The organism is Winogradskyella helgolandensis (genome assembly GCF_013404085.1).
Classification (GTDB): Bacteria; Bacteroidota; Bacteroidia; order Flavobacteriales; family Flavobacteriaceae; genus Winogradskyella; species Winogradskyella helgolandensis.
The window spans coordinates 3,939,258-3,963,169 of the sequence record NZ_JABFHO010000001.1 but is presented as its reverse complement, the minus strand read 5'-3'; the positions used below and the strand labels follow the sequence as shown (position 1 = coordinate 3,963,169).

At 32.4% G+C, this 23,912-nt stretch carries 24 protein-coding genes; 4 read left to right on the top strand and 20 right to left on the bottom strand.

The window, feature by feature from the left end; genetic code table 11:
- The first annotated feature begins 103 nt into the window (after nt 1–103).
- A complete protein-coding gene (locus tag HM992_RS16850) occupies nt 104–853 on the top strand; it encodes a hypothetical protein (RefSeq protein WP_179320525.1) in 750 nt (249 codons plus the stop codon).
- 66 nt (nt 854–919) lie between these two features.
- Here the strand turns inward: HM992_RS16850 and HM992_RS16845 are convergent, their stop codons facing one another.
- The 6 genes from HM992_RS16845 to HM992_RS16820 form a co-directional block, all read right to left on the bottom strand.
- Nucleotides 920–1,723, bottom strand: coding sequence for a hypothetical protein (locus HM992_RS16845; RefSeq protein WP_179320523.1), 804 nt, complete (start codon nt 1,721–1,723; stop codon nt 920–922).
- Between the two features lie 334 nt (nt 1,724–2,057).
- Nucleotides 2,058–2,663, bottom strand: a complete 606-nt coding sequence (locus HM992_RS16840; RefSeq protein WP_179320522.1) for a hypothetical protein — start codon at nt 2,661–2,663, stop codon at nt 2,058–2,060.
- A gap of 252 nt (nt 2,664–2,915) precedes the next feature.
- On the bottom strand, nt 2,916–3,338 hold the full coding sequence (locus HM992_RS16835; RefSeq protein ID WP_179320520.1) for a hypothetical protein: 423 nt from the start codon (nt 3,336–3,338) through the stop codon (nt 2,916–2,918).
- A 167-nt stretch (nt 3,339–3,505) separates the two neighbouring features.
- Nucleotides 3,506–4,210, bottom strand: a complete 705-nt coding sequence (locus HM992_RS16830; RefSeq protein ID WP_179320518.1) for a DUF3667 domain-containing protein — start codon at nt 4,208–4,210, stop codon at nt 3,506–3,508.
- Between the two features lie 507 nt (nt 4,211–4,717).
- A complete protein-coding gene (locus HM992_RS16825) occupies nt 4,718–5,032 on the bottom strand; it encodes a hypothetical protein (protein ID WP_179320516.1) in 315 nt (104 codons plus the stop codon).
- Nucleotides 5,033–5,196: 164 nt separating this feature from the next.
- Entirely contained in the window at nt 5,197–6,363 is a 1,167-nt protein-coding gene (locus tag HM992_RS16820; protein WP_179320515.1) for a serine hydrolase domain-containing protein, read from the bottom strand.
- A gap of 321 nt (nt 6,364–6,684) precedes the next feature.
- Here HM992_RS16820 and HM992_RS16815 point away from each other — a divergent pair, with 321 nt between their 5' ends.
- Nucleotides 6,685–8,832 carry a S46 family peptidase gene (locus HM992_RS16815; RefSeq protein ID WP_179320513.1) on the top strand — a complete coding sequence of 716 codons (2,148 nt, stop codon included), beginning with the start codon at nt 6,685–6,687 and terminating at the stop codon, nt 8,830–8,832.
- A 246-nt stretch (nt 8,833–9,078) separates the two neighbouring features.
- Here HM992_RS16815 and HM992_RS16810 read toward each other — a convergent pair whose 3' ends face one another.
- From HM992_RS16810 to HM992_RS16765, 10 genes are all read right to left on the bottom strand, one after another.
- Complete coding sequence (locus HM992_RS16810; RefSeq protein ID WP_179320511.1) at nt 9,079–9,255, bottom strand: hypothetical protein; 177 nt, start codon at nt 9,253–9,255, stop codon at nt 9,079–9,081.
- Nucleotides 9,256–9,425: 170 nt separating this feature from the next.
- Complete coding sequence (locus HM992_RS16805; RefSeq protein ID WP_179320510.1) at nt 9,426–11,729, bottom strand: Lcl domain-containing protein; 2,304 nt, start codon at nt 11,727–11,729, stop codon at nt 9,426–9,428.
- Between the two features lie 102 nt (nt 11,730–11,831).
- On the bottom strand, nt 11,832–12,761 hold the full coding sequence (locus HM992_RS16800) for a TolB-like translocation protein (RefSeq protein WP_179320508.1): 930 nt from the start codon (nt 12,759–12,761) through the stop codon (nt 11,832–11,834).
- Between the two features lie 99 nt (nt 12,762–12,860).
- Nucleotides 12,861–13,058, bottom strand: coding sequence for a hypothetical protein (locus HM992_RS16795; protein WP_179320506.1), 198 nt, complete (start codon nt 13,056–13,058; stop codon nt 12,861–12,863).
- Between the two features lie 164 nt (nt 13,059–13,222).
- Nucleotides 13,223–14,224, bottom strand: a complete 1,002-nt coding sequence (locus tag HM992_RS16790) for a hypothetical protein (protein WP_179320504.1) — start codon at nt 14,222–14,224, stop codon at nt 13,223–13,225.
- Between the two features lie 151 nt (nt 14,225–14,375).
- Nucleotides 14,376–14,969: a hypothetical protein gene (locus HM992_RS16785; protein WP_178983951.1), complete on the bottom strand. Its 594-nt coding sequence runs from the start codon at nt 14,967–14,969 to the stop codon at nt 14,376–14,378.
- A 222-nt stretch (nt 14,970–15,191) separates the two neighbouring features.
- Nucleotides 15,192–15,986 carry an anti-sigma factor gene (locus HM992_RS16780; RefSeq protein ID WP_179320502.1) on the bottom strand — a complete coding sequence of 265 codons (795 nt, stop codon included), beginning with the start codon at nt 15,984–15,986 and terminating at the stop codon, nt 15,192–15,194.
- 1 nt (nt 15,987) lies between these two features.
- Nucleotides 15,988–16,515, bottom strand: coding sequence for an RNA polymerase sigma factor (locus HM992_RS16775; RefSeq protein ID WP_179320501.1), 528 nt, complete (start codon nt 16,513–16,515; stop codon nt 15,988–15,990).
- Between the two features lie 96 nt (nt 16,516–16,611).
- Nucleotides 16,612–17,199: a superoxide dismutase family protein gene (locus HM992_RS16770; protein WP_179320499.1), complete on the bottom strand. Its 588-nt coding sequence runs from the start codon at nt 17,197–17,199 to the stop codon at nt 16,612–16,614.
- 205 nt (nt 17,200–17,404) lie between these two features.
- The gene (locus tag HM992_RS16765; RefSeq protein ID WP_179320497.1) at nt 17,405–18,034 is read right to left on the bottom strand and encodes a YceI family protein; all 630 of its coding nucleotides are present in this window, start codon (nt 18,032–18,034) and stop codon (nt 17,405–17,407) included.
- A gap of 146 nt (nt 18,035–18,180) precedes the next feature.
- On the opposite strand from HM992_RS16765, the gene hemN reads away from it, so the two are divergent.
- On the top strand, nt 18,181–19,545 hold the full coding sequence (gene hemN / locus HM992_RS16760; RefSeq protein WP_179320495.1) for an oxygen-independent coproporphyrinogen III oxidase: 1,365 nt from the start codon (nt 18,181–18,183) through the stop codon (nt 19,543–19,545).
- Between the two features lie 102 nt (nt 19,546–19,647).
- Nucleotides 19,648–20,481 (top strand): universal stress protein, encoded by an 834-nt coding sequence (locus HM992_RS16755; RefSeq protein WP_178983957.1) that lies wholly within the window; start codon nt 19,648–19,650, stop codon nt 20,479–20,481.
- A 75-nt stretch (nt 20,482–20,556) separates the two neighbouring features.
- Here HM992_RS16755 and HM992_RS16750 read toward each other — a convergent pair whose 3' ends face one another.
- The 4 genes from HM992_RS16750 to ccoG form a co-directional block, all read right to left on the bottom strand.
- Entirely contained in the window at nt 20,557–21,120 is a 564-nt protein-coding gene (locus HM992_RS16750) for a hypothetical protein (RefSeq protein ID WP_178983958.1), read from the bottom strand.
- A gap of 82 nt (nt 21,121–21,202) precedes the next feature.
- Nucleotides 21,203–21,904 (bottom strand): sulfite exporter TauE/SafE family protein, encoded by a 702-nt coding sequence (locus HM992_RS16745; protein ID WP_179320493.1) that lies wholly within the window; start codon nt 21,902–21,904, stop codon nt 21,203–21,205.
- Nucleotides 21,905–22,351, bottom strand: coding sequence for a FixH family protein (locus tag HM992_RS16740; protein ID WP_179320491.1), 447 nt, complete (start codon nt 22,349–22,351; stop codon nt 21,905–21,907).
- 123 nt (nt 22,352–22,474) lie between these two features.
- On the bottom strand, nt 22,475–23,899 hold the full coding sequence (gene ccoG / locus HM992_RS16735; RefSeq protein ID WP_179320489.1) for a cytochrome c oxidase accessory protein CcoG: 1,425 nt from the start codon (nt 23,897–23,899) through the stop codon (nt 22,475–22,477).
- Between the last annotated feature and the right edge of the window lie 13 nt (nt 23,900–23,912).

Sequence of the window (23,912 nt, the reverse complement as noted above, 5' to 3'; positions counted from 1 at the left end):
TTGTTTTAAGCATTTTATAAGCATGTTATAACCACGCTATAACCTGTATTATAATTTTTTGTATATTGCTGTATTGTAGGTGTTTAACTTAAATATTGGTGTTATGGCACAACAGACCGGAATTATCCCTTTAGTAGGGACCTTAAATGGTATTAATTTTTATTATTTGAATGGTAAGCCGATTGCACGAAAAGCGGGAGGTGGGTTTACTAAAAAAGCAATAAAGACAAAGGATAGTATGCAGCGTGTGCGCGAAAATGCCAATGAGTTTGGGCATTGTTCAGCGGTGAATAAAGCGTTTAGATCTGCTTTGGCTCCTTTCTATAAGGGCCACAGGTTTACGCATTTTCATAGTCGTTTGATGGGGCTTTTTACGCGTATAAAGGTTTTAGATACGACGCATAAACGTGGGGAACGCTTTGTTGCTGATGGGATAGGGCAGGCACATGGCCTTCCGTTATTACAACAGTTTAACTATACACCAGCTTGTGATGTACGGCAGGTGTTGCCTTTTGAGTTTCGTGTTTCTGAAACTGATTTAGCTTTGAGTATTACTGATTTTGATATTGCGCAGGTGGACTTTGTGGAAGGTGCTACTCATATGGCACTGACGTATGGTGTTTTGGATTTTGATTTTGACAGTTTAAATTACGCCTTGCATTTAGCGCCTCCTTTGGTTTTAAATCGTTCTTACGTGGGTTCTACGGTGACTTTAGAACCTGATACTTTGCCTAGTGGTGTTGGCACTGCGCTTTGTGTGCTTGGCGTGCGGTTTTACCAAGAGGTTGATGGGGCTTTGTATGTTCTAAATGCTAAAGACAGTGTGGGTATTGCGATTTTAAAATGTTTGTAGGGAGTTATAGGTTGTTAGTGTATTTTAATTTGTTTTGAGTTACAGTACTTTTGTTGGGCACAGTTATTAATAATATTCTATTCGTCGATAAACGATGTAATATTCATCTTTAAAAGTATGCGCAACTTTTTTAATCCAATTGTTTGATGAGTCATATTCATAAATGTATTTCCATTTGATTTGGGAATTGTCAATTACATCATACTCAATAACTTCAATTTCATTGCCTTTCTCGTATCTATAGTTAATTCTTCCCTCAATTTCTCCGTCATAGTAATTTTCCCAGATAGAAGAGGTCAGTTCATTTCCGCTGTAAAAGTTCTTTTCACTTTCTATAATTCCATCAACATTATCAAACCACTTTTTAGTTACAATATTTCCATTTGAATCATAATCATACGTAAACCATTCTTTTTGACCATCCTTATAAGTTGTTTCTTCTTTGGTTAATAGTCCATTTTCATTATAAGAGAAGAGTGTTGATGATTCAGTTTCGTTGGATTTATTATTCTCGAGTTTTTCCTTTAAACGACCTTTTGAATCATATAAATATTCTACGAGGATTTTTTCTTTGCCATCTAGTTCATCAATACTTGAAGCACTTATGACATCAGGTGTTTTGTCAAAAGTTTTAGTTCGTTTTAGTTTATTGTTGTCTTCATAGTAGTAAAATGTTCTTTTGTATTTCTCATCAGATTTAACCAAGTTGCCATTTTGATATTTATAATTTTGTTCTCTTACTAGTTTCGAATCCTTATCATAAAATGAGACCTTTACTATCTTTCCAGACTCATTTAATTCTATGACCTGGTTGTTTTTATCCGATTCTTCCCAGCCCTTTTTGACTTTTTGTAAACCTTTAAAAGTCATTTTTGCGAGGTAAGAGTCATAAGTAATTTTTTTTACTCTTCCATTGATATTGATGTCGCTATAGTAGGTTTCTTGACAGTATATTTCACTCTTACATAAAAAAAGAAATATTAGAAGAACTGATTTTATAATTGTATTCATTTAATTTTCTATTGAAGCTTTTTTATAATTGTGCACAACATCTTTGTATATGATTTACTTCGTCAGTTCGCTGCGCTCTGGTGTTGGGTGGTTTAGTGACTAAATTAGCAAACTTTTACGAACCCGTGAATATTCCGTAGGAATTTTTGCAAGTAGGGAAGAACCTAGCAATTAATTATACACGGTGTTGCCATTAGTATTTTTCTGTTAATTTTTCAAATCCATTCATTAAGTCAACGAGTTTTTGTCTTTCTTTCCAACCAGGAAATTTGCCATCAATAAATGATTCTGGTGAATAGCTCCCGTAAGCTAAGTAATTATTTCCTTGACATATCCTAAAGCTGTAATTCGCTCCATCAGAAACACTCATAGTTATCATTGTTCCTTCTTCTTCTCCTTTTTTTTCTGTGATATTCAATTTAGATTTATCAATTACATACTTGTTTCCTTCGATGATGTCGTTTAGATGATTCCAATAATATTTATACTCTTTTTTCTTAATTTTTTTCCGCTTGATTTTTGTTTTCAGTTTAGTCGAATTCGATTGGTAAACAACATAGCGTTTCACTTTACCATCGTTTAGGTAAACGATAAATTCCGAGTTCTGTCCTTTTGTCCAATAAGATGAATAACCAATCTTAATTATTAAAGAACTCTTATCCTTTAATTTCAATAATTCCACAAAATTATTTTCCGTTTCTGTAATTCCTTCCCATTCAATTTTTGGGATTTCGAAATCTTGAGAAAACGATTTTCCAACAAGTGTTAGAAACAATAATATTAAAAGATTTTTTTTCATTTCTATAGTTTGAATTCAAACATAATTTAAGATTTAATTCCTACAAACTTAAATTTAGTGAAACAGTCTTTCTGTTTAGGGAAATGTTAGATTTCAGTAGTTATTCTATATTAATGGCAACGTTGTTGTATAAGATTAGTTGTGTGGTTTAAGCATTAAAGTTAGCAAATAAATCACAGATAGAAAGTCTGCGAGGACTTTCGTAAGTAAGCTCTAACTAGCAATGAATTATACACATTGTTGGCTGTAGTTTTAATTTTTAATAGTTCTAACAGTTATCTTTTCATCAAACTTATCAAACGTATTCTGGACTTTCTTCTGGTCTACTTTGCCATCTAAGTCAAAACATTTATTTTTATACAAGAATTTAACATGATTTTTCCAATAATTATATGTAGATATTTCAATTATAATATCTTCCTTAAGAAATTTATATTGAGTATAATCATCATCTCTATAATCAGTGCCATTATCATTTTCCCTAATAAATATAATTTCATCGTCATTATCTAAATCAAATAAGGTGAGCCAACCTTCTCCAGCATTCTTTTCATATTTGAATACTTTCACGTCATCAATATAAACAAACTCTTTCTTTAATTTAACTTTTTGGGCATTCATCAGATTGTAACACATTATCATCATTAATAGTAAAAAGAGATTTCTTAATTTCATTTTTTCAAATTTTTTAATGTTAATTTTTAGTATTAATTACAGCCAACGGTTTTGTGTATGGTTAGCTGCGTGGTTAAGCAACTAAATTAGCAAATAAATCCCAGATAGAATATTCCGCAGGAATGTTCGTATGTCGCCAGTGACCAAGCAATGAATTATACACAGTGTTAGCAAAAATATTTTATTATTCCGATAGTTGCAATAATTAAAATTAGTTGTAGTATGAATAATATTAATACTGTTGTTGATAACGCCATTGCTTCAATTCTACCATTATTATTAAATATTTTATAAACTAGCCATAGAATCGCTAGATAAACTACTGGGTCAAAAATTAATGGAAACCTGAAAACTAAGAAGCTCAAAATTCCTATCAAAGTAGCTTGTCCAATTATAAATGAACTTATAGCTAGGTGTTCTATAAAATTATATTTTCTAAAAATTAGCTTTAATGTTATTCCTAATGGAATTATACATAATACCCAAAAATATTTTAAGTAAGCTCTAAGAAAAAATCCAACGTAATTACTTGTTTTTTCAAGTTGAGATTTTGTTACACTATTTTCTTCGACTAAATCTTTTGGTACCTTAAAAAAGGTTATAACAATGATATAAATGGTAATAGCAATAACTAGAAACGAAATAGGGTTAAGGATACCTTTTCTTTTTCCTAAAATATAGTCAATTGTAATTTTTTTTGGCTGTAGAACTAATGATCTTATATTAAATAAAAAGCCTTTATCCATATTTGTAATAGATGAAAATGAATCTTCAACTATTGAGCTCAACGTTATTTTTTTTGTTCCTTTTCTTTCGCCACAATTTGGACAGTATTTTTCATTGTGTTCAAAATTACAGTTAATACAATTCATTTAATTCTTTAATAGTGCGTTCTGGTTATATGTTTTTGCAAACGTGATTGTATATGGTTTACTTCGTCAGTTCGCTGCGCTCGGGTGTTGCGTGGTTTAGTGACTAAGTTAGCAAACTTTTACGAACCCGGGAATATTCCGCAGGAATATTCGCAAGTAGGGAAGAACCTAGCAATTAATTATGCACGGTGTTGTGCATAGTTTTTTACTTTAAGCAATTGACGCGACTTGTGTAAAGAAGAATATGATAAATATTGAAAAAAGTAATATTCCTAATTTTTTCAGCAAAGCTAGTGTTGATTTTTCTTTTTTAGAGACACCAAACATCTTTGCGGAATCAGAATCTTTAGATATCCAGTTACTTACTAATTCCCTATTGTTATTTATGATAATCAGCATTTTTATCATAATTATTGCTATAGAGATTATCAAGATAGATTTAAATATTATCACTTATTGTCTTGTAGTTTTTTATTCAGTTTTATATTCCGTTCTTAATTCAGCATATTAATCATATTCCTTATCGAGTAAGCTTTCCTCAAACTTGTATTTCAAATATTTTATGTCCAATTCAGTAAGAGAAACAGTCTTTTTTCCGTCCATAAAGTTTTCAATCGCTTTTTTGTGATAAGCGCAAAATATTCCCCAAACCATTAACTTTATTAAATTGGATTCATTTTCGGTTTTCAATTCCGCATTGTCCCATAATTCCGATAATGTTTTAAAATTTCCGCCACCTTTTACAACCATTGTTCCGTCCGAAATATCAATTTCAGATGGATAATATTTAATTGTCAGATTATATTCTTCCTTAAATGTCAATTTTTATCGGGTTTTGGTAAATTATGCATAACGTGTTTGTGTATGATTTCGTTGCGTGTTTAAGCATTAAAGTTAGCAAATAAATCACAGATAGAAAGTCCGCGAGGACTTTCGTAAGTAAGCTATAACTAGCAATGAATTATACACATTGTTGGCAACTGGCTTTATTCAGTCGAATATTTCTTTAATACACTAATAATTTCTATTTCCTCTTTTTGTAATTCCTTTGTATCTGTTGTATTCCCAAATAGAATATAACCTACTAAATTTTCTTTGTCAAAATAGGCATAAGTAGAAGTTCCTGCGTGTTCTCCGCTATGACCAATTGATTTAGAATATACTTCCCAGAAAATCCCTGATTCAAATTCAGGATTTATTTGTTGAGACATCATTTCATTATAACTCTCCGAATTTAAAATATTATTTTTTCCAGAATATCCATTAATCATAGTTGATAGATAATTTCCAAAATCGACAACGTTCGTAACAAAACTACCATCGGGATATGTTATGTCATTCATTTCGGGCATTGGAATGTCATTGGCATAAAGAGTTGATATATTTTCGGATATTGAACCTTCAAAAACCCAATTTGAACTTGTCATATTTAAAGGTTGAGTTATATGTTTTTTAATAAAATCATTATATTTTTCTCCTGTTACTTGTTCAATGATATAGGCTACAATCGTTGTATTATTATTGGTATAATTATATTTAGTTCCAGTAGGTTCTTTTAAGAAATGTCTTTTTTTGTACCAATCTCCTTGTGAACTATAAATGTTTTCAATAAAATCTACCATTGGAATATCTTTATTGTCTTCGCATTTTCTGCACCAATTATTTGAAAGATATTTTCTTGTTTTTTTTGGCAGACTGCAAAAGTCTTTCACAATCATTGTTTTTGAATAATTTCGAGAATCTTTCAAGCCAGAAGAATGTGTTGCAATATTTCTAATAGTTATTTTACTATTTGGAAAATAAGGATTGACAATTTTAAATGGTAAATATATATTTATGTCATCCTCAAGATTTAGTTTTCCTAATTCTTGTGCTTTCATTAAAGCAACTCCAGCCAATGTTTTCGAAATAGATGCAATTGGCTGTACTGTGTTTTTTGTGTAGAGTATCTTCTTTTCTTTGTCAGAGTAGCCAAAACCTTTGGCAAATAAAATACTATCTCGATTAACAATTGCTACTGAAAATCCGACAATTGAATTTTTATTAGATAGTTCAGTTAATTCCTTTGTTAGTGATTCCGTCTGAAATTTTTCATTCGTTTGAGCTATCAAGATGTTTGTAAACAGTAAAAATGTCCAAATTAATAACTTCATTTTGTTGATTTGTTTAGCTTGTTGCCAACTCGTTATATAAATCAAAACACATTCCTTATCGCATCCTATTTTTGGGATATCACCAGTTTATATGTTTTTGTTAGGTTTTAAAATTACCTAAATTTATTGAGTTCTATATACGTGAAGTCACGTATTTTTCATTGATACAACATACATCCTATCCGTCACTAAATGAAACTAATAAGCTTAGGTTATTTAAGACTGTTAAATGGCTAAAAATAATACTGTTTTAAAATAGTAATAGTTTTAAATCACCTTAAAATTTCAGTATTTTTATCGCACTAAATAAAACAACAAAACATGAAGAAATTATCCCTTACAATTATTGCCTTTATTATTGCATTTCCGTCGGTTATGGCGAATGAAGGTATGTGGTTTCTAATGCATATTGAGCGGCTAAATCATCGCGATATGCAAAAAATGGGTTTACAATTAACCGCTGAAGAAATCTATAGTGTTAACAACCAGAGTTTAAAAGATGCTATTGTACAATTCAATGGTGGCTGTACAGCTAGTATCGTTTCAGATAGTGGACTGGTATTAACAAATCACCATTGTGGCTATGATGCTATTGCAGAATTATCTACAGCAGAACAAAACCACTTAAAAAACGGCTATTGGGCAGGTTCTTTGGCAGAAGAATTAAAGCCAGAGAGTTTATACGTTCGCTTTTTTGTGCGCATGGACGATGTGTCTAAACGTATGTTAGCGCAAGTTAATGATAGTATGAGCGAAAAAGAACGTGAAGCTGCATTGAATAAAGAGATTGCTAAAATTGAACAAGAAAATAACGAAGGTGGTAAATACACTGTTTCGGTACGTTCGTTTTACCAAGGTAATGAGTTTTACTACTTTGTTTACGAAGATTATAAAGATGTACGATTGGTAGGAACACCTCCAGAGAATGTAGGTAAATTTGGTGGTGACACTGATAACTGGGAATGGCCAAGACACACCGGTGATTTTTCATTATTTAGAGTGTATGCTGATGCCGAAGGCCAACCAGCAGAGTATTCAGAAAGCAATGTCCCTTTAAAAGCAAAATACCATTTACCTGTTAATATTGATGGAGTAGAGGAAAATGACTTCGCCATGATCTTAGGGTATCCTGGTCGTACTAACCGTTGGATGCCAGCACAAGGTGTTGAGCAAAATGTGAAATTTGCTTATCCTGCTTGGGTTGAAGGTTCAAAATTGAGCATGGATGTGATGAAGAAATATATGGACGCAGACGAGTCTGTAAATCTTATGTATGCTTCTGGTTATGCAGGCATTGCTAACTATTGGAAAAATAGAGCAGGTATGATTGAAGCTTTAACGGAACACAAAACCGTAGAAAAAAAGAGCAAAACGGAAGCTAAGTTTGACAAATGGGCGAATAAGAAAGCGAACAAAGCGATGTATGGTGATGTAATTAAAAACATTAATAACTATTACAGCTTAACCAACGAAAAGGCGAAACAAACGAATTACTTATTAAATATATTACGTGCTAGTAAATTTTCAGTGTTGCCGTATAGAATAGGGTCTGCTTTTAAACAATATCTTGGTGCTACTGATGCCGAGCGTAAAAATCTTTTACCACGTTTAGAGGCTTTTATAGAAAGTAACTATGAAGATTATCACTTGCCTTTAGAGAAAGAAATTTTAGCCAAACAATTAGGTTTGTTAGCTTCAAAATCTAACTATTCTTTGCCGGAATTGGTTGCTGAAATTGGAGCAAAGAATGACAATGATTTTACAGCGTATACTAATGCTATTTTCGATTTGAGTATGTTTTCTTCAAAAGAAGGTGCTCTAGCATTTTTACAATATCCAGATGAAGCGCTTCTTGAGAATGACCCTATGTTTAAATTATCGAATCAATTATTGGATAAGTACAGAGAAAGTCCTGAAGAATTAGAACAACCAACAAATGATTTTGAGGCGTCTTTTAGATTATTAGTAAAAGGCTTACGTGAATCGGGATTAAGTGATATCCAGTATCCTGATGCGAATTCTACTTTAAGATTATCTTACGGAAAAGTGAGAGCGTTGCCCGCAGATAAAAGAAACGATGCTAAAGTGAACAATTATACCACATTTAAAGGTATGATTAAAAAATACAAGCCCAACGATAGCGAGTTTGATTTAGATCAGAGCATGTTAGATATTTATGAAAAGAAAGATTACGGACGTTATGCTAATGAGCGTGGCGAATTACCAGTGAACTTCCTAACCGATAACGATATTACAGGTGGTAACTCTGGTTCGCCAGTAATTAACGGAAAAGGAGAATTAATTGGTTTAGCGTTTGATGGTAACATTGAAGCGATGGCTGGTGATGTTATTTTTGATAAAGATTTACAACGTACCATTAACGTTGATATTAGATATGTCCTTTGGTTAATTGATAAGTACTCTAATGCCAAGCATATTGTAGATGAATTGACTATTATTACCAAATAGTAAACATTAGCAATACCTCATACGAACAAAAAGCGACCTGAAATTCAGGTCGCTTTTTTTGTGCTCTATTTTTAGTAAATAATGTTGAGGTTCCTATGATTATAGTTTTGTTCCTTAAGATTTTTCAATTCCGATGGCGTCAGCAATTCATCAAGCTATTGGATTGGGTATCTAATTCAGTTTTTAATTATTTCATTACATGAAAATTTGTACTCGAGCTAAAATATACTAAGTGATCTATATCTTCTATTTTAGTTTATTCTGATTTATTTTTTTGAAAATTGCCCAAATCATAATACCTCCAAAAAATACAATACAGGCAATTCCTACTGTTTTTGCTAAAAAGGTATCTTTAGTATTAACTAGGTATATTCCGCCTAATACAAATAAGATTGATATTCCAAATCCAAATACATGTTTCATGTTTTTATTTTTTAGTGTGTTAGTCAATACGTATCAACTTGTTTGTATATAATTAGTTGCGTGTATAAGTAACTAATTTAGTAAATAAAAACCGAATATAAAAAACGGAAGGATTTTTTGAGAGTAGGTTAGCACTAGCACTAAATTATATGCGGTGTTGAAATCATTTTTTATCGTTTTCTTCTTGTTAATTCATCTTTTGTAATATAACCGTCTTTGTTTTTATCTCGTTTATCAAAGTTATCTTTCAATTTACCTTTTGCTTCTGATTTAGAAATTTTTCCATCATTGTTGGTATCCATATTTGTCAGCATTTTTTCAAAAGAAGGCGCTGTATTTTTTAAACTTTGATTGTTGTTTTTTTGTCGATTTTCCTGTGTCTTTTCAATCTTAGGAACTGATTGTTGTGTCGTCTCAGTATGTTCTGCGTTGTTGATATTTCTAACACATCTTACATAATTATAAACATATCTAACATCACCTTGTGGTCCAAAATATTGAGGATAATCTTTTTTGTTCCCACTTTTTGGATCGCTTCTTTGAGCTCCGGCACCATGAACATCCATTAATCTACCATTCATTTCGCCTTGTGCTTCACCAAAAGCGATGTAAACGGCACTTGCGTATGGGTTTTTTCCATCTAAATGTGTTGTACTTGTCCAGTAAAATGGATATTGTCCAAGATTTCCCTTAGGATCTTTGATTTCAGTAGACTCAAAAATGGGGTTAATTGCAGGTGAATTGGTTGTTTGTGGAGAACGTGTATAATCCACAATACTTTGTAGTTCTTTTGCATTGGGCAAACGCCAATCTGAATGCTCTGCTAGTTTATTGTTTTCGGCATAATTTAGGGCTTCTTCCCAATCTTTGCCGATACCATCATCCATTTTTTGCCACATTAAACCAGTTGCGTAATCACTTACTGTACCATCTCCATTATCTATAAAATTATTTTTTCCATAGGCTGTATTTCCACGGACTAAACGGAAATACATTTTGTTGTCAGTACCAGATTTGGGTTTGTGTTTTGGATACCCTTTTATCCTTCCGTCAACAAAATTAACTCCGAATATGGTGGCATCACTTCTCATTGTTTTTCCTACATATACGGTTGAAGACCAAGTTTGTGCATCGATTTCTCGTTCTCCATTTTTACTATTCCCTAAAGGTTGATAAAAATAATTGGTATCAATAAATAGTTTTATAGCTGTAGCTCCTTTTACTTTTCCAGTGAACTGAATTAGCGAATAAAGTTCTTTAATTGTGGGTATTCTCCAGTCAGAATAACCACCCAATTTAGAGTCTTTTGCTTTTTGAATGGCTTCTTCGAGAGTCATTTTTGTTCCCATATCCTGTTCCCACATTAAACCCGTAACATTGTCCGTTACAGTACCATTTTCATTATTGGTATATGACGGCTGATTACCATAGTAGTTGGCATCTTGTCCGTAGAAAGAGTCTCCTACAGATGGTTTAGAAATTTCTTTTGTGTCAGAATAAAAAGTTTGAACTCCTGTGTCAACAATAGGGTAGCTATACTTCAAAGTTGAATCCTTGATTGTAACACTGTTTTGATTAAGTGGCAAAGCCATTAAGTCTTCTCCATATATAATTGTGCCTGGATAATTTTTACGTATTTCGGCAGTTGTTGCTTCTTTATCAATAGTTGTAAAGTTGAAATGTGTTAATACTAAATTTTTAACATTAGCTTCTTTTGCCATTTGAGAACTTTCTGCTAAATTAACATGTGCTTTTTCTTTAGTTTTAGAGTTATTTCTATTGGTGTTGTTTCTTGTTGGTTTTATTTTTTTTCCTAATTCAATAGCACCACCAGAGTCCATTATTAAATAATCGGCATTGTTAGCCAGGACAGGTAATGATTCTGAGTAGGTTAAATCTCCAGAAATCACAATAGATTCACCACCTGCATCAAAACGATAGGCATACGTTTCTATAGTATGTTTTACAGGTGCATAATTAATTTTTATATCTCCAATATAGAAAGGGGTATTGCCTGTTAAGTTTATGGCGGTGAAGTTTGGTTTAACATCGTTTAAACTTCTTCCTGATTTTGAGAGTCTATAGCTAATATCTTCTTCATATATACTAAGACTATTATTTACCATTGTTGTTGTAGGTTTTGGCCCAGCAATAATTATGCTGTTTCCTCCGAGCAGTGATTGAATAAAAATAGGGATAAACTCTTCATTGTGGTCTAAATGATGATGTGTAAAAAGGAAACCGTCAATGTCTTTAATTTTAGTGTTGTTTTTGTTTAAATTGGCTTGTGTCCCATTTCCCATATCTACCAAAATTAGAGTGTTTTTGTAAGCTATTAGCACAGAAGGTCCTGAACGTTCTGTATTAAATTTAGGTGAGCCAGAGCCAATTATTGTTGCCGTTAAGTAGTCGTTGCTTTCTTGAGCAAAAAGTTGTGAGCCAAAACAAATGATTATTAGAAAAACGTATTTCATTTTAATAAAGATTTTGTTTGTTGGACACCTTTTTTTCTAAATGGTTTAATTTTAATATGGAAATAGGTCTATTATCAGGTTTTGTTAATTTGGCAACAGTTTCTATTTAATTTTTAATGGCACCATATAAATTTTACTCAAGCCATTATTACTTTCTTTAATATGCTTTTTAAAATCGGACATGTTTTTAAAATTTCTTGAGTTAATATTACTTCTCTTACTTGTAAAGTACAATATTTGGTTTTTTTCATCATAGAAAGGACAATATTCCATTTTATTTGTATTGATAGGAATGCCTAAGTTAGTTGCCTTTTTCCATTTTCCGTTGACATCTTTTTTCGAGATATAGAGATCACCACTTCCTTGTCCATCAGCCTCATTGTATTTTGAAAATAATATAAAATCTTCTTTCTTCGATATAAAAGCATTAAACTCATAACCGTCGCTATTTATGTTTTCATCTAATAAAATAGGATTTGAATATTTATCATTCTCCCATTTACTAAAATAAATATCATCTTTTCCAAATCCATTGGGAGACTCCAATGTGAAGTATAAATTATTGTTTTCACTAAGCGTAGGATAAAACTCGTTTAAGTCAGAATTTATTGGTGTTCCTATGTTTTTTGGGGTTGACCATTCACTGTGGTTATTATATCTTTCAACATACCAAATATCAAAGTTTTTCTTAACGTTAATAGAATCATTTAAAGGTCTGTCTGAAGCAAAGAATAAGCGATTTCCATCAGCTGATAAAAATGGTTCTAAATACAGGTTTGAATCACAGAAGGACAATAGTTCTGGTTCTGACCATGCATTATGTTCTTTTTTCATGCTAGCCAATTGAGAAATGTCCTGATTAGGGCTTTGAACAGTAAAAAACACTTCATCCCCATTTTTTGAAATACAAAAATCTCTTACATTAAGAAATTGATTTAGTGTTTTATCGAATTGTCTAATATCATTTTCATTTTGCGTTAAGACTAAATTTGAAATCAAAAGAAATGCAATGATTAACCTGTTATTTATCATATTTATCTTTTCTAGCGTTTGAGTAAATTCGGTCTGTAGTTACTTATGCGTACAGTGTTATTAATAGTATTGAACTTAATTCTGTGAGTGAAACTTTATTTACTTGGATGCTTTTCTATCTCTTAATAATTTCATCAATAACCCATATACTAAACCACCAGCTAACCAAATTAAGACTTTTACCCAAAAACGGTCAAATGTGAAGTCATTAGTGATTAAATCAAGAATGCTTGAGAATATTAGCATAATTACCCCAAAGATTAAACCTTCTACAATCCAATTGATTTTTGTGTTCATATTTTTATTTTTTAGTTTGTTCGTCAATGCCAATTTGTGTGTCTATAGGATTAGTTACGTGTATAAGCTACTAATTTAGCAAATAATTACTGACCAAGAAAGTCAGCGAGGACTTTCGAAAGTGGCTTTTACTTGCAATTAATTTGATACGGTGTTGTATACCGTTATTTTTTTAATAATCTTTCTAATTCAGTAGAATCAGTTTTTTTTAGTTCGATTACAAGGTTGCCGATTGTGTTTTTATTCAACAGTATTCTGTTTGCATAAATATCTGTTCTTTTTTTAGCTATTACGACTAAAGATGTTTTATTCTTAATTGGTATTTCTGTAAATTTTAAATTATTCGGTTGTCGAAAATCCGAGATAAAAGAGTTTAAATCTTTATAAATCAAAAATGTGGAGACATTATCTAATTCTGTTTGGTTCAAGTTTAGTTCGTAAGAGATAATTGCATCAGGTTCTATAATTTTGTCAACATTTATCCAACCTAAATCATTAATCAAAATAGATGGGTAGTCCCACCAGTTTATAACATAAAGTTCAGTTGTTTCATCCGATAACATATCAATATTTAACTGAGAATAATAATCTAAAGAATCGATTGATATTATTTTATTCATATAAGTCTCCACTCCACCAAATTGTCTTGTTGATACAGAATCAAATACAGGAAATGATATATGTGTCTCTTTATCATCAATCCAAGTAATTTGATTTAATGAATCCATAACACCGTTATAAATTCTGTCTCCTTTTCTGAATTTTTGTGCAAATTCGATTTTTAATTTTTTATCATTTTTTAAATTGATTTTTTTATCTCCTACTTTTAAGTTGAGATATATCACACCGTTGGATTCTAACAGTTCATTTTTGTTGGTAATTGTATTTAAATTATCGGAAATCAGCTCTAATCGATTGTAATATTCTTTTAATTCTAAAGTTACTTTATCATTTTCGTTAATGTCAAAATCTTCTCGATTGAAGTATATTTTTGTCCCTTTTTCTCCCGTGATTACCTGGTTGGTTAGCGTATCTAAATCAAAGAATTGTTTTTCTATAACTAGAGTATTTTCAAAAGGATTGGTAGGTTTAAATTCAGCTATATCTTTTTTACAACTAAATATAGAAATTGAAACTAAAATGTATAATAAGATTCTGTTTTTCATAATTGTGTAGAACGTTGTTGTATAATATTAATGGCGTGTTTAAGCACTAAAGTTAGCAAATAAATCATAGATAAAAGTCTGCGAGGACTTTCGTAAGTAGGCTTTAACTAGCAATGAATTATACACATTGTTGCCTGTCAGTATTTTTTTATTAATCTTTTATTTTCATTAGTTGACTATATAATTCATCTAAAAACCTTTGTTGATTTTTATCTTCCTTAAAATACCTTTGGTTATTTACACCACAAGATTCGATATCCAAAATATTTTTTTTGTTAAAAGACCAATCATTTGTGTTTTCTACAGTTATTCCTAAATTATTATTACAACTGAACCATAGATTAGAGAATTGTGTTTTATTATTTTTATTCAACTTATCGAAATCGGCATAAACAGAAAACCCTTTCATTTCTGAATTAAAAAATTTATGAATAGAAGTTATCGGTACTCCTCCCCAATCTATTGTAATTCCTTCCATAAAAGAAATATCAGTAACATTCTCTTCATTTAGTAATTTATTTTGCTTGTGTTTTTCCCAGAAATACCGTTTTTTATATGTGATTTTCGTTCCTTTTGGCAATGGTATATTTTTAATAATTATTGATTTAGTAGTTACGAAATAAGGACTTTCGTCTGGCTTATTGAGTACCCACATTGAACCAAGTGCATTGATATAAGCATAAAAACAACCAATCAATAAAAGTATTATAATACTAATTATGATAAATATTGTTTTTCCTTTCATTTTTGTTGTTAGTTTCGATTTTTATATTGTAGGCAACTCGTTATATAATAACTGCCATTACCGATATCCCGAATTATTTCGGGATAAGATAATTTAATAGCTATTCTATAGCGTAAAGCTAACCAAAACAATTCGAATGTCTATACGTAAAGTTACGAATGTAACGCATAAAAAAACCACCAAGTGGTCACAAGGTGGTTTTCAAAATAAGATGTTTTTTATTTAAGACTCAGTATTTACGACACCAAGTGTATATAATTGATCCATTGTTGGAGAAGTGCTTCCTCCTGCTGGTTCTAAAGTGATACCAAAGGCCTGACTTTCGTTAACGTTGACAATGGTAAAGATTTTATTGTCGTCGGTATTAAAGTCGTCTATAGTTCCTAAACTTGTTGGTGTAAGGGGATTTAAGGTTAAGGACCATACTTGCCATACTTTTCCTTCGGGTGCGTCTGGGAGCCCTTCTGCATCTAAATAAATAGTATTATCAGCTTTGTTCCAATACACTTTGGCAAAGCTAGACGCATAATTTCCTTGGCCACCAAGTGGTACTGCAATGATGTCTTTATCTCTAATAACATTCAATAGGTTTTTAGTAGCTACCAAATCGGTTTTGGCATCTTCTATTTGTGTTTCGAGATATTGGTTTTCTATATCAGCAGTTTGCAATTCTTGTTCTAGACCGGTATTTAAACTTTGTGTCCAAAATAAACCTACAGCTAATAAAATAGCGGCTGCCCAACCTGTGTAGCTTATCCAGCTAGTGGCTCTCGGTTGTAATTCTACAACCTTAGTGTCGTCAGCCTTTAGTCTTGCCTCAATAGACTCAAAACCTTTTGCTCTTGGTGATACTGCTGCGGTTAGTTTAACTACAGCTCCTTCTATGTCTATAACTTCTTGTAACAGCTCTGGGTACTGTTTTAGGAGTTGATAGATCTCTTCGTTTTCTGTTTCAGAAAGTTTACCAGCTACGTATAGCTCTAAAATACCTGATTCTATGTATGCTTTAATATCCATATTACAATACCATATCTCTTAATTGTTGAATACAGTTCCGGTTTCTTGTTTTAATAGTACCTATTGGCATTTGTAATTCTTCCGAAGCTTCCTTTTGCGTAAATCCTTTAAAATAAAGGAGCTCAATAACGGCTTTACATTTTTCGCCTAATTGTGTTACAAAATTCTTAATACCAATGGCATCCGTACTGTTGTCTAAGTTATCATGGCTGGCTATGATATCTACGAAATAATCAGTGTTGAGGTTTTGTTTTGATTGTTTAAACGCTTTAGAACGTGTTTTATCTATAGCTGCATTGCGCGCTATATTTAAAATCCACGTAAAAAAACGTCCTTTTTTTGACGAGTAGGTATCGGCTTTGTGCCAGGCTTTTATAAAGACATCTTGCATCAACTCATCGGCAATAGCCGTGTCTTTTACGATATTGTAAACCACTCCATGTATACTTTTGTGGTACATGCCATATAGCTTTTCAAAAGCCGTATGATTTTTATCTTGAAACTGTTTTACCAGTAGTTCTAATTCCATTAAATAGCGATATTATTTAGAAGTTTTCGCAGAAATGGGGAAGTGAATCACCGCAATTGTTCTAACAATTAATTAGTGTTTATATGTCTATATTGTTTACTGTATAATTCCTGCGCAACCAATACGTGCGCCTGCGTCACCAGAAGGTTGCGATGTTAAATCATCGACACCAATGTGTACAATAACTGCTTTTCCTAAAATATCTTTAGTCTCATCGCCACAGCCAATACACCACTCATCTGTTGTTTTTGTAATGGTAGCACGTCCGTTGGCATTTGCTGTTAAATTTCCGATATCCCCTTTATGATACCCCGTTTCTGCTCCCCAAGCGCCATGCGGCTGTGCTGTGGGATTCCAATGGCCTCCAGCGGATGAACCATCGTTTGCTGAACAATCGGCTTTTTCATGAATATGAATCGCGTGTCCTCCTTCTTCTAATCCGGTAACCGTACCAACCATACTAACCACGCCATTAGTCTCTGTAAAGTTAATAGTTCCTTCTATGTTACTATCACTTTTAGGTGATAAGGTTACTGATAATTTGTTGGATGTGGTATCAACGTTTTCTTCTATAACTTCAGTTTCTGTTTCCGGCATGGTGTCGGTTTCTTTCTTAGTGTCTTTACAAGCTGTTGCTACAGAGATTATTAAGAAAGATAATAGTATTACATTTAAATTTTTCATGATATGCTCAAATTTTTAGTTGGAATTAATATGTTTAACAGTGTTATAATCCGTCTCTATTGGCTATGGTTTATAGCATTAAGACGACTAACATTGGGTACAAATTAATGAAGTAAAAAATGCTTCAAGTGCTCAATTACAATTAATATTAATTCATTTGATACTATTTAAGATGAGACTATTAGTAATGAAAGATAATAGTAGTTTACTTGTCACGTAAAAAAGTGCTCACTTCAATAGCGACATCTTCCCACGTTTTACTCACACCATCAGCACCTTTATGCAAATCAAAACACACTTTGTTTAAAGATTCTAATGCGCCTAATGCGTCCCAATCTTTAAGATCCATGGTGCCTTTCATGCTTACACGTCTTTCATCGGTGATGCTCACTTCTAAAGGTAAGTCTTTAGTAACTCCATTCATTGTTATTTCAGCAACATACGCGTTGTTGGCATATTTAATTTTTCCTTTTAATAATTCAGGATTTAACATCGCACCAAAGAATGACGTTTTTAGCTTTTCATCTCTAGTTTCATCCTTAGTAAATAAACTACTTACCGGAATTGAAAATTCTAAATTATTTAAAGCCTCTTCTGGTGTTGTACCTGCTTTTTCTTCAAAATTTAGCGTTGCAAATTCTCCACCTACTGGTACTTTATCGGTCGTTTTATAAGCTGTCCATTTTACATTGGTCGCTTCAGGTTTAACAACATATGTAATGGTGTTTTCAACAGTTTCAGTTGTTTTAATTTCTCCTTCTTTTTTCTCGTCTTTACAAGATGTAAAAACTAAACTAACAATAACTAATAGGGATACGAATTTTAAGCTTTTCATGATGTTTTTTATTTTAAGTAAAATTAATCATATAACTGCGTTAATGCAAGTAACGTGTGATTGATAAACTAAAAATTATTACCGTATGATAAATATCATATTTTTTATTGTCACTTAACTCTAATTTTGAAAGCTAATAAATAGGTATGAGTCAGTCATTAATCCACAAATACAATGTTGCAGGACCTCGTTATACGAGCTATCCTACGGTTCCGTATTGGGATTTAGAATCTTTTTCTTTAGAAGGGTGGAAAGCATCATTAAAACGTGCTTTTATTGAGAGTAATGCTACTGAAGGCTTAAGCTTATATATTCATTTGCCTTTTTGCGAAAGTCTGTGCACCTTTTGTGGTTGTCATAAACGCATTACTAAACGTCATGAAGTTGAATCTCCTTATATTAAAGCGGTTTTAAAAGAATGGAGTTTGTACTTAGCGTTGTTGGAGTCTAAACCAGTAATTAAAGAATTACATTTAGGTGGAGGTACACCAACTTTTTTCTCGGCAGAGCACCTTAATTTATTAATTTCAGGACTTTTAGAATCCTCTGAATTGGCAGAAGGGTATGAGTTTAGTTTTGAAGGTCATCCCAACAATACCACAGAAGCACATCTTCAGACCCTATATGATTTAGGATTTAGACGTGTGAGTTATGGAGTTCAGGATTATAATCTGAGTATCCAAAAAGCCATTAATCGTGTTCAACCTTTTGAAAACGTAAAACGTGCTACAGATTTGGCGCGACAAATAGGATATACGTCTGTTGGACATGATATTATTTTCGGTTTACCATTTCAGACCGAAACCGACGTGATTGAAACCATTACTAAAACAAAAGCCTTAATGCCAGATCGTATAGCATTTTATAGTTATGCGCATGTGCCATGGATAAAAGGTAACGGACAGCGTGGTTTTAGTGAAGCCGATTTACCAACACCAGCATCTAAGCGTCAACAATACGAAACAGGAAAACAGCATTTTGAAGCTGCAGGTTATGTTGAAATTGGCATGGATCATTTTGCCTTAAAAAGTGATTCGCTTTACAAAGCTATGGCACATAAAACCTTGCATCGTAATTTTATGGGTTATACAGCATCTAAAACACAAGCTATGATTGGGTTGGGAGTCTCTTCCATTAGTGATAGTTGGTATGGTTTTGCACAGAATGTAAAATCGAATGAGGAGTATTACAAGCTGTTAGAACAAGATATAATTCCGGTGTTTAAAGGTCATGTTTTAAATACGGAAGACCTTATCATTAGAAAACACATCCTCAACCTGATGTGTAATTTTGAAACGTCTTGGGAGGATGACTCATTAACATTTAATGAATTACCCGATGTACTCATAAAACTAAAAGAATTTGAATTGGATGGTTTACTACAGTTCGAATCAAAAAAAGTAATCGTAACCGAAAACGGGAAGGCTTTTATAAGAAACATATGTATGGCTTTCGATTTGTTATTGCAGCGGAAGAAACCTGAAACTCAGTTGTTTTCAATGACTATTTAATATAGAAAAAAATGTAACACGCCTATTCACAATTTAATCACCTTATGGTCTAATGAATAGCGAACAGCATGTGACAATTAAAAATTACTAAAATCAAAAGACATGAATAAAATTATTGTTCCAGTCGATTTTTCAGAACATTCAGAATTTGCGCTCGAAGCAGCAGCTGGGATAGCACATAAATTTGGGGCTGAACTTATTGTTTTGCATATGTTAGAATTGTCTAATGCAATTGTTTCATCTGCAAATGAATCATTACAACAAGAAGCTATTTATTATTTAAAACTTGCGGAGCAAAAGTTTGACGATTTTTTAGATAAACCCTATTTAGAAGGTCTTAAAGTGCATCCTATTGTGAAGCAATTTAAAGTGTGGAGCGAAGTCAACAAGGTTGCCACCGAAAATAATGCTCAACTTATAGTTATGGGTTCGCAAGGTGCTAGTGGTATAAAAGAGGTTTTAGTTGGTTCTAATACACAAAAAGTGGTGCGGTATGCCGATGTGCCTGTTTTGGTTATAAAGCACAATCCCATTCTAATGGATTTTGAAAATGGTGTTTTTGCTAGTGATTTTTCAGAAGAAGCGATTGCGCCATACCTAAAAGCAAAAGACACTTTTAATTCGCTCGGAATTTTTATGCACTTGGTGTATGTAAATTCACCAGATGGTAGCTTTAGAAGTTCTTCGGAAATAGACCAGCGTGTGTCTCATTTTTTGGAAAAGGCTGATGGAGACTTGAGGCATATAGATGATATTAATGTGGTTTCGGATTATTCCATAGAAAAAGGTATTCTTAATTTTGCTAATGTTATTGGTGCAGACCTTATTGCTGTAGCAACACACGGAAGAAAAGGATTGGCACATTTCTTTGAGGGTAGTGTTTCAGAAGATATTGCAAATCACTCTACCTTACCAGTTATGACTTTTAAAATATAGATGTCGATATTATTAGTTAGTGTTTTAATGTCGTCTATGAAAACGTCAAAGATATTTTTCTTTGGCGTTTTTTTTTTAGAAACGATATCCAATTCGTAAATGAAGGTTTAAAATAAGACCGTCGTAATCATTTAGATAAACATTCTTTTCTTTAAAATAGCGGATGTATCCTATTCCTATACCTGTTTCATAAGTGAAATGTTGACCGACATGACGTCTAATTCCCCAAGTTGGAATAATAGAAATATCACTAATAAAATTCAAATTATCAGCAACAGACCCTATTACGATATCCGGATGATACGTGGTTTTAATTGAAACGAAATTACCACTGTTACCATCTATACGTCTAGATTTGGAAACTCTTTTATTAAGGTTGTAATACCAACGAGGTTCTAGCGTAAGGGCTGGGACTAAAAAAAATTCTCTTGTTCCAATAAAGCTATTGCTGTAAATGCCGGCATCTAAGCCCAATTCACTTCGTAGGGCCATAGAATTTGATAGTTTAGATTCATAATGTCCCCAAACCCCTAAGAAACCAGCTTGTATGCCATAGGTAGATTGTTCTACACTTGCATCTTGTGCATTTGCCGCTAAAATTGAAAAACTAAAAAGGAATAGGAATAGAAAATATCTCATGGTTTTGATTGATTTATAAGTGCTGATTAAACAATGCCAATATATCAATAATTAGACCATTTTGTAGGAATCTATTTATATTTTAATGACACTCAATAGCACTAGAAGTCATTTCTATCATTGGAGCAGGTGAGAGGTAAGGAATTCCTAAACCGAGTCCACGTAGTATAAATAATAAACCAATAACTACGACGAACACAGGAATGGCTTTTTGAATACGTTGTTTAATAGTCGTGTTTAAAAACTTACCTAAATATATGGCCGAAGTCATTAATGGAATAGTACCAATCCCAAATAACACCATATACAAACTGCCTTCTAATAAGCTACCCGTTGCAACCGCTCCAAAAACGGCCATATAAACTAAACCACAGGGTAGAAATCCGTTGAGAAATCCAATAGTTAAAAACGTGTCTGCTGTTTTCTTTTTTAAGGCTTTGCCTAAAGAGGATTTTACTTTTGAAATAGCTTTGTAAAGTGGTTTTGATAAGTTGTATTTACCAATAATATGGTGTGGTAAAAGCACAATAACAATCATTAAAACTCCAATAATAATAGAGAGCTGTTGTTGTATGCCAAAAAGAGAAAAGCTTTTGCCAACAAGGCCAAAAACTAAACCAATAATACTATAAGCCAACAATCTACCAAAATGGTACATACCAATTTGACTTACTTTTTTAAATGAATTAGACCGATCTACTGGCAACATAAAGGCAATAGGGCCACACATACCAACGCAGTGCAAACTTCCTAATAATCCTAGTATGAGAGCCGATACTAACATTTAATAGGTAATTTCTTTTTTAAAGAGATAAGAATTTGTGTTATATTTCCAGTCTACTTTAATGTTCCATCGACCATCCAACAAACGTTTGTCAGGTATGAGCAAATTGTGGTTAGACAATGAAATCGTTGTTTCAAAATCTAATTGTTTGTTAGATGGTCTGTATAGGAACACTGTACCTGTTATATTTTGAATATCTAAATCTTCTGGAAATGTAATGATTACGCCATCATTAGTTTTTTTCAATAAAACGTTCGTTTTTAAATGGTTTGCATTTTCTTCATGATCAATATCAGCTTGAAATTGAAGCTCTTGTCCGTAATAATCTTCAATCACTAAATCATGCTCGTATTTTGTATCCGTACTCATAGTGATTACAAAATACATTATGAATGAAATAAAACATACAAATGCAATGACGATTGCTGTTCCCCAATTTATTTTCATAATTCATTATTTTTTATCCTGAATTATATTCAGGGTTTTATCGCGTTCTGGACTGCTTTTTTAGCAGTGTAAGCATTTGTTTCTTAAAGACCTACAAGGTTTTTGAAACCTGCTAGGTCTACTTTAATTAAAACTTCTTGGTCCTAAGAACGTTACAGATGTGGTTTCAATAATTTCACCATTACTGTAAAGATCTATCATCACTTCATTTTTATCACCAGACAAATCACTTTGTTTTAATTCTATAAATAAGGTGCCTTCTGCTATACCTTGAGCGTCTACATTAAACGTGTCTGAAGTAGACACTACGTTTATGGTTCCATCCCAACCTCTAAGCTTAAAGGTTATATCATCAATTTCTTGAGAGGTTTTATTAACAAGTTTAAAGGTGTAAACATTACTAATAATACCATTTTCTTTATGCTCAAATAATTGTCCAGGCAGTCTTAATATTCTAGCTTCAACATCACTACGCAGTAATAACATACCCGCTAAAATTCCGATTAAAATGGTGAGAACTGCCATGTAACCTTTCATACGAGCCGTTATTTTAAAAGGCTCTTTTTTCTCAATTTCATCCTCACTAGCAAAACGAATTAAGCCTTTAGGAAGATTAATGCTTTCCATAATATGGTCACATTCATCAATACAGGCTGTACAATTAACACATTCTAACTGCGTACCGTTTCTAATGTCTATTCCGGTTGGGCACACATTAACACATTGAGAACAATCAATACAATCTCCGTGACCTAATGCTTCTCTATCTTCGTTTTTTCTAAATTTCTTTCTACCATTTTCAGCTTCGCCTCGTTTGTAATCATATGCCACAACGATAGATTTATTATCTAAAAGCACTCCTTGCAAACGTCCATAAGGACAGGCTATAATACAAACTTGCTCTCTAAACCACGCGAATATAAAATAGAATACAGCAGTGAATATTAGTAAGGGAATTAGGGTACTTGTATGCTCTAAAGGACCTTCGGTGATATATTTTATGAGTTTATCACCTCCAATTAAATAAGCCAAGAATACATTAGCGATTATGAATGAAATTACTAAAAAGATAAACCATTTTAAGAGTCTTTTTTTAATTTTTTCCGCGTCCCATTTTTGGCGTGCCAATCGCATTTGTTTGTTTCGGTCGCCATCAATCCAGTACTCAATACGTCTAAAGACCATTTCTAAAAAGATGGTCTGTGGACAAATCCATCCGCAGAACACACGACCAAAACCAACTGTAAATAGCGTTATAAATATAACACCAATCAGCATAGATACCACAAAGAGGTAAAAATCTTGAGGCCAAAACGGAAATCCAAAAATATTAAAGCGTCGTTCTAATATGTTAAATAATAGAAACTGATTACCATTAATTTTTATGAATGGTGCAACTAGTAAAAATGCTAATAAGAAATAGCTTACTAATTTACGCTTCTCATATAATGGCCCAGAAGGTTTTTTAGGAAATACCCACTTACGTTTACCTTCTTCATCAATTGTACCAATTGAGTCTCTAAAAACTTCATTATCTGGCGTTTCCATTACTTGTAACTTC

Coding starts and splice junctions, on each gene's coding strand:
- HM992_RS16850 (WP_179320525.1), top strand. CDS start 104: ATGGCACAACAGACCGGAATTATCCCTTTAGTAGGGACCTTAAATGGT.
- HM992_RS16845 (WP_179320523.1), bottom strand. CDS start 1,723: ATGACTTTTAAAGGTTTACAAAAAGTCAAAAAGGGCTGGGAAGAATCG.
- HM992_RS16840 (WP_179320522.1), bottom strand. CDS start 2,663: ATGAAAAAAAATCTTTTAATATTATTGTTTCTAACACTTGTTGGAAAA.
- HM992_RS16835 (WP_179320520.1), bottom strand. CDS start 3,338: ATGAAATTAAGAAATCTCTTTTTACTATTAATGATGATAATGTGTTAC.
- HM992_RS16830 (WP_179320518.1), bottom strand. CDS start 4,210: ATGAATTGTATTAACTGTAATTTTGAACACAATGAAAAATACTGTCCA.
- HM992_RS16820 (WP_179320515.1), bottom strand. CDS start 6,363: ATGAAGTTATTAATTTGGACATTTTTACTGTTTACAAACATCTTGATA.
- HM992_RS16815 (WP_179320513.1), top strand. CDS start 6,685: ATGAAGAAATTATCCCTTACAATTATTGCCTTTATTATTGCATTTCCG.
- HM992_RS16810 (WP_179320511.1), bottom strand. CDS start 9,255: ATGAAACATGTATTTGGATTTGGAATATCAATCTTATTTGTATTAGGC.
- HM992_RS16805 (WP_179320510.1), bottom strand. CDS start 11,729: ATGAAATACGTTTTTCTAATAATCATTTGTTTTGGCTCACAACTTTTT.
- HM992_RS16800 (WP_179320508.1), bottom strand. CDS start 12,761: ATGATAAATAACAGGTTAATCATTGCATTTCTTTTGATTTCAAATTTA.
- HM992_RS16795 (WP_179320506.1), bottom strand. CDS start 13,058: ATGAACACAAAAATCAATTGGATTGTAGAAGGTTTAATCTTTGGGGTA.
- HM992_RS16790 (WP_179320504.1), bottom strand. CDS start 14,224: ATGAAAAACAGAATCTTATTATACATTTTAGTTTCAATTTCTATATTT.
- HM992_RS16785 (WP_178983951.1), bottom strand. CDS start 14,969: ATGAAAGGAAAAACAATATTTATCATAATTAGTATTATAATACTTTTA.
- HM992_RS16780 (WP_179320502.1), bottom strand. CDS start 15,986: ATGGATATTAAAGCATACATAGAATCAGGTATTTTAGAGCTATACGTA.
- HM992_RS16775 (WP_179320501.1), bottom strand. CDS start 16,515: ATGGAATTAGAACTACTGGTAAAACAGTTTCAAGATAAAAATCATACG.
- HM992_RS16770 (WP_179320499.1), bottom strand. CDS start 17,199: ATGAAAAATTTAAATGTAATACTATTATCTTTCTTAATAATCTCTGTA.
- HM992_RS16765 (WP_179320497.1), bottom strand. CDS start 18,034: ATGAAAAGCTTAAAATTCGTATCCCTATTAGTTATTGTTAGTTTAGTT.
- hemN (WP_179320495.1), top strand. CDS start 18,181: ATGAGTCAGTCATTAATCCACAAATACAATGTTGCAGGACCTCGTTAT.
- HM992_RS16755 (WP_178983957.1), top strand. CDS start 19,648: ATGAATAAAATTATTGTTCCAGTCGATTTTTCAGAACATTCAGAATTT.
- HM992_RS16750 (WP_178983958.1), bottom strand. CDS start 21,120: ATGAGATATTTTCTATTCCTATTCCTTTTTAGTTTTTCAATTTTAGCG.
- HM992_RS16745 (WP_179320493.1), bottom strand. CDS start 21,904: ATGTTAGTATCGGCTCTCATACTAGGATTATTAGGAAGTTTGCACTGC.
- HM992_RS16740 (WP_179320491.1), bottom strand. CDS start 22,351: ATGAAAATAAATTGGGGAACAGCAATCGTCATTGCATTTGTATGTTTT.
- ccoG (WP_179320489.1), bottom strand. CDS start 23,899: ATGGAAACGCCAGATAATGAAGTTTTTAGAGACTCAATTGGTACAATT.